Origin of the sequence: Dietzia sp. DQ11-38-2 (genome assembly GCF_014145055.1) — a bacterium.
In the GTDB taxonomy this organism is placed as follows: Bacteria; Actinomycetota; Actinomycetes; order Mycobacteriales; family Mycobacteriaceae; genus Dietzia.
Genome location: NZ_JAALDW010000193.1, coordinates 1 through 5274 on the forward strand (window position 1 = coordinate 1; position 5274 = coordinate 5274).

Here is a 5274-nt window from a genome sequence, read left to right on the forward strand (position 1 = left end):
TCGGCCGGCGCCAAGGCGGCGGCCGTGGTGCGCGGGGAGGCCGACGCCTACATCCACGCGGGCGGCCAGTACCAGTGGGACTCGGCCGCGCCGGCGGGCGTGGCCCTGGCCAGGGGGTTCGTCGCCGTGCGGGTGGACGGCTCCCCGCTGGAGTACAACGTCGCCGAGACCTATCTGCCGGACCTGGTGGTGTGCCGCCCGGACCTGGCCGAGGCGATCCTGGAGGCCATCGCGTCGGCGTGAGCGGTCACCTGCTGGTGATCAGGGCCCCCGCGATGGCCGCCATGAACGCGTCCTTGGCCAGGCTCATGCCCTCCTGGGACGGGCGGATGCCGTCGGACTCGGTCATCGAGGGGTTGCGGAAGTACATCGACAGCAGGCCCGCGGAGAAGGTGCCGAGCGCGGCGCCCGCGAGGCGCGGTGACACGACGGGCGTCAACAGGGCCGCGCCGATGCCGATCTCGGAGTAGGCGACGAACTTCCCGAACGTGTCCGGTTCCATCTTGGTCACCTGGGGCACGCCGGTGGCGGCGAAGCCCTGGAGGCCCTCGGCGGACTCGGTGGGCAGGTTCCGCTTGGACAGTCCCGAGTTGAGGACGAAGGCGCCGGTGACTCCGCGGAGGATGGCGTTGGACAGGCTCATGAGTGCTCCTGGAGGGTCGGGGTCGCGGGTGCTGCGACACAGGTGATGTCACGCTTTGGTGATGTGGCACCGACGAGGGTAACGCACGGGACCGGCACGTCACCCCCGCAGGAGATCGACCCCAGAGGATGCGCGTGGGGGTCGCCGGTGGAACAGTCACCTGCATGAGCGCGAACAGCACCCGAGACATCACCGACAAGCCCGACCCGGAGGCCGACCCCGACGCCGGCAAGCCCGAGTCGCCCACCTCGCTCAAGGCGGGGACCTGGAAGATCGGCCTGACGCGCGCCGCCGCGGAGTTCTCCAAGGACAAGTGCACGGACCTGGCCGCCGCGCTGACCTACTTCGCGGTGCTCTCGATCTTTCCCGCCCTGTTGGCGGTGGTGTCGCTGCTCGGGGTGTTCGGGCAGGGGCAGGAGACCGTCAACGCCGTGATGGAATTGTTCGAGGGCGCCGCGCCGGAGGAGACGCTCGCCGCGCTCCGCGGGCCGATCGAGTCTCTGGTCAATACCCCCGCCGCCGGCGTCGCCCTGGTCACCGGTCTGCTGGGTGCACTGTGGACGGCGTCCGGGTACGTAGGGGCCTTCGGGCGGGCGATGAACCGCATCTACGAGGTCGAGGAGGGGCGTCCCTTCTGGAAGCTCAAGCCCGCCATGGTGCTCCTCACCGCCGTGCTGCTCCTCCTCGTGTGCCTGGCCGGGCTCATGCTCGTCGTCAGCGGCCCCGTCGCGGAATGGGTGGGTGACCTGGTGGGTCTCGGTGAGACCGCGGTGACCGTGTGGGGCATCGCCAAGTGGCCGGTGCTGGTCCTCGTCGTCGTTGTGATCCTGGCCGCGCTCTACGGGTTCTCGCCCAACGTCAAGCAGCCGAAGTTCCGATGGGTCTCCCTCGGCGCGGTCGTGGCGCTGCTGGTCTGGGCCGTCGCCACCGCGGGGTTCGTGTTCTACGTGTCCAACTTCTCCAGCTACAACGCCACCTACGGCTCGCTGGCCGGCGTCATCATCTTCCTGCTCTGGCTCTGGATCACCAACAACGCGCTGCTCTTCGGGGCCGAGGTGGACGCCGAGGTGGAGCGGGCCCGCGAGCTGCAGGCCGGACTGCACGCCGAGGAGACCATCCAACTCCCGCCGCGGGACACCACCGCCAGCGACAAGGCCGAGGAGAAGCGACAGAAGACCATCGACGACTCCGCCGACATCCGCCGCGAGGCCCAGGCGGAACAGGCGCGCGACTCCCACTGACGTCGCGCGCCGCGCGGCGGGAGGCGCGAGGCGCTGTCGAGCAGCCACAATCGGGGTATGAACTCCTCCGGCGGGACCGCGTCGACCGCCCGACGCCGACTCCGCACCGTCCGCCTGGTCCTCGAACGCTCGGTGGGTGAGTTCTTCCGCGACCGTGGCCCCGATCAGGCGGGGGCGCTCACCTTCTACGGTGTGCTCTCGCTCTTCCCCGCACTCCTCGTGGTGGTCTCACTGCTCGGGGTGCTCGGTCAGGGCGCCAGGACGGTCGATGCCCTCATGGGCATGCTGTCCGACGTCGCCCCGGAGGAGATCCTGGATCCGATCCGGGACCCGGTCGAGGCGGTCGTCACGACGCAGGCCGCCGGCACGGCGCTCGTGGTCGGTGTGGTGATCGCGCTATGGACCGCATCCCGCTACGTGCGCGCGCTGGGCCGGGCGATGAACCTGGTGTTCGGGGTCGAGGAGGGGCGCCCGCCCTGGCGGCTGGTGCCCGTCGGTCTGCTGCTCACGGCGTTGCTCGTCGTCCTCGTGGCAGTGGGCGGACTGGCGCTGGTGTTCACCGGACCGATCGCCGAGACCGTGGGCGGGTGGATTGGTCTGGGAGAGACGGCACTGGCCGTGTGGGGCCTGGCCAAGTGGCCCGCGGCCCTCGTCTCCGCGGTTCTCGCGCTGGCGATCCTCTACCGATTCGCGCCCAACGTCGCCGGACGGAAGTTCCACTGGGTGTCGCTCGGGGCGGCCGCGGCGCTGCTCATCATGGGAGTCGCCACCGCCGGGTTCGGCTTCTTCGTCTCCCATTTCGGCAACTTCAACCGCTCCTACGGTTCGCTCGCCGGGATCATCGTGTTCCTGGTGTGGCTGTGGCTGGTCAACATGGCGGTGCTCTACGGCGCGCGTCTGGACACCGAGGTGTTGCGCATCCGCCAGCTCCGGTCCGGCATCCCGGCAGAGGAGAACGTGCAGGTTACCCCGAGGGACACCACCGCGAGCGATTTCTTCGCACGCAGGCGGGCCAGGATGCTCGAGGAGTACCGCGGGCTCCGACGCGAGCCGGAGGAGCCCACGGAGGCGGGGCGTGCACGACGGTAGGGTTGCCCGTATGCGCCTCGTCGTCACCGGGGGAGCCGGGTTCATCGGCGCCAACTTCGTCCACACGGTCATCCGCGAGCACCCGGGTGCCCACGTCACGGTGCTGGACGCGATGACCTATGCCGCCAATCGCGCGAGTCTGGCCGGACTCCCGTCGGATCGGGTCGAGCTGGTGGAGGCCGACTGCGCGGACCCCGCCGTCACCGACCGGCTCGTCGCGCAGCTCACGGGGCCTGACGACGCGGTGGTGCATTTCGCCGCCGAGAGCCACAACGACAACTCGCTCGCCACCCCGTGGCCGTTCGTGCACTCCAACATCGTGGGCACCTACGCCGTGCTCGAGGCCTGCCGCGGCCACGACGTGCGCCTGCACCACGTGTCGACCGACGAGGTCTACGGCGACCTGCAGCTGGACGATCCGGACAGGTTCACCCCGGCCACCGCCTACAACCCGTCGAGCCCGTACTCGGCCACCAAGGCCGGCGCGGACATGCTGGTCCGCGCGTGGGTCCGGAGTTTCGGTGTGCGCGCCACGATCAGCAACTGCTCCAACAACTACGGCCCGTACCAGCACGTCGAGAAGTTCATCCCGCGGCAGATCACCAACCTTCTCACCGGGCAACGCCCCCGCCTCTACGGCAGTGGAGCCAACGTGCGGGACTGGATCCATGTCGACGACCACAACTCGGCCGTCCTGCGGATCCTGGCCGGCGGCGAGCCGGGCCGCACCTACCTCGTCGGCGCCGACGGCGAACACTCCAACCTGCAGGTCATGCACATGATCTGCGAGCTCATGGGTGCCGCCGGTACGGACGGCGATCCCGGTTTCGACCACGTCACCGATCGTCCCGGCCACGATCTGCGGTACGCGATCGACGCCACCGCCACCCGCGAGGAGCTCGGGTGGGAGCCGCAGCACACCGACCTGCGGGACGGGCTGGCCCAGACCATCGAGTGGTACCGCGAGAACCGGGACTGGTGGGAGCCGGTCAAACAGAGCGTCGAGGCCCGGTACGCCCGGACGGAGAGGGTGCTGTGAAAGGCATCGTCCTGGCCGGCGGCAGCGGCACCCGGCTGCGTCCGCTGACGTTGGCGACGAGCAAGCAGCTCATGCCGGTCTACGACAAGCCGATGATCTACTACCCGCTGTCCACCCTCATGCTGGCGGGAATCCAGGACATCCTTCTCATCACCACGCCCGAGGACGCGCCGCAGTTCCGGCGGCTGCTGGGCGACGGCAGTCAGTTCGGCATCACCCTGAGCTACGTGGAGCAGGCCGCCCCCGAGGGGCTGGCGCAGGCGTTCGTGCTGGGAGCGGAGCACATCGGCGACGATGCGGTGGCGCTGATCCTGGGCGACAACATCTTCTACGGCCCTGGGATGGGGACGCAGCTGCGCAGGTTCGCCGACCTCGACGGCGGCGCCGTGTTCGCCTACCGCGTCTCCAACCCGGGCGACTACGGGGTGATCGACTTCGACCCGGACGGTCGCGCGATCAGCCTCGAGGAGAAGCCTCAGAACCCGTCCTCCGACTTCGCCGTACCGGGCCTCTACTTCTACAGCGCCGATGTGGTGGAGGTGGCGCGGAACCTCGAGAAGTCGCCGCGCGGGGAGTACGAGATCACGGATGTCAACCGCCACTACCTCGAGGCGGGCCGACTCCGGGTCGAGGTCCTCCCGCGCGGCACGGCGTGGTTGGACACCGGCACCCACGACTCTCTGCTCGACGCGGGCAACTACGTGCGGACCATCGAGGACCGGCAGGGCCTGAAGATCGGCTGCCCGGAGGAGGTGGCGTGGCGGATGGGGTATCTCGGCGACGACGAGCTCACCTCCCGCGCCCACGACCTCGAGAAGTCCGGGTACGGGGCCTACCTGCTCGACGTGCTCCGCCGCGAGAAGGGTCGGCACCTATGAACGGCGGCCATCCGGACGATCAGCATGCACAGCCGCTCCCCCCGATGCACGCCCGCCTGAGCAGCGGTGCACGCCGGAGTGCATCGGGAGGAGCGGATGCGGAGGGGGCGGGCGAACCCGTCCGCCCCGCCGGGCTGCCGAGAATCCTCGTCACCGGCGGTCGCGGGCAGCTCGGTCACGCGCTCTCCGGGGTGGCACACGCCCCGGGCCGTGACGAACTGGACATCACCGATCCCGCGTCGATCGCCGCGGCCCTCGATCGCCATGACCCGGAGGTCGTCGTCAACGCGGCGGCGTACACGAACGTCGACGAGGCCGAGACCGACGAGGCGGGCGCCCGGGCGATCAACACCGACGGCGCGGAGTCGCTCGCCGCGGCCTGCC

The 5274-nt window shown here is 70.0% G+C and carries 7 protein-coding genes; 6 read left to right on the plus strand and 1 reads right to left on the minus strand.

The window, feature by feature from the left end; all coding sequences use genetic code 11:
- Window positions 1-243 (plus strand): inositol monophosphatase family protein (locus G6026_RS07260; protein WP_277815599.1); only part of this gene is annotated, 243 nt, incomplete at its 5' end.
- A 4-nt stretch (window positions 244-247) separates the two neighbouring features.
- On the opposite strand, the gene G6026_RS07265 is transcribed toward G6026_RS07260, so the two are convergent.
- Window positions 248-643 (minus strand): hypothetical protein, encoded by a 396-nt coding sequence (locus G6026_RS07265; protein WP_107757156.1) that lies wholly within the window; start codon window positions 641-643, stop codon window positions 248-250.
- 164 nt (window positions 644-807) lie between these two features.
- On the opposite strand from G6026_RS07265, the gene G6026_RS07270 reads away from it, so the two are divergent.
- From G6026_RS07270 to G6026_RS17895, 5 genes are all read left to right on the plus strand, one after another.
- Entirely contained in the window at window positions 808-1884 is a 1077-nt protein-coding gene (locus tag G6026_RS07270; RefSeq protein WP_182612774.1) for a YihY/virulence factor BrkB family protein, read from the plus strand.
- Between the two features lie 57 nt (window positions 1885-1941).
- A complete protein-coding gene (locus G6026_RS07275) occupies window positions 1942-2973 on the plus strand; it encodes a YihY/virulence factor BrkB family protein (protein WP_228549097.1) in 1032 nt (343 codons plus the stop codon).
- A gap of 10 nt (window positions 2974-2983) precedes the next feature.
- Window positions 2984-4012, plus strand: coding sequence for a dTDP-glucose 4,6-dehydratase (gene rfbB, locus G6026_RS07280; protein ID WP_182612775.1), 1029 nt, complete (start codon window positions 2984-2986; stop codon window positions 4010-4012).
- Complete coding sequence (rfbA, locus tag G6026_RS07285; RefSeq protein ID WP_182612776.1) at window positions 4009-4890, plus strand: glucose-1-phosphate thymidylyltransferase RfbA; 882 nt, start codon at window positions 4009-4011, stop codon at window positions 4888-4890. The genes rfbB and rfbA overlap by 4 nt, the downstream gene beginning before the upstream one ends.
- Before the next feature lie 191 nt (window positions 4891-5081).
- Window positions 5082-5274: sugar nucleotide-binding protein (locus G6026_RS17895; protein WP_347238076.1), on the plus strand; the 193-nt coding region annotated here is incomplete at its 3' end.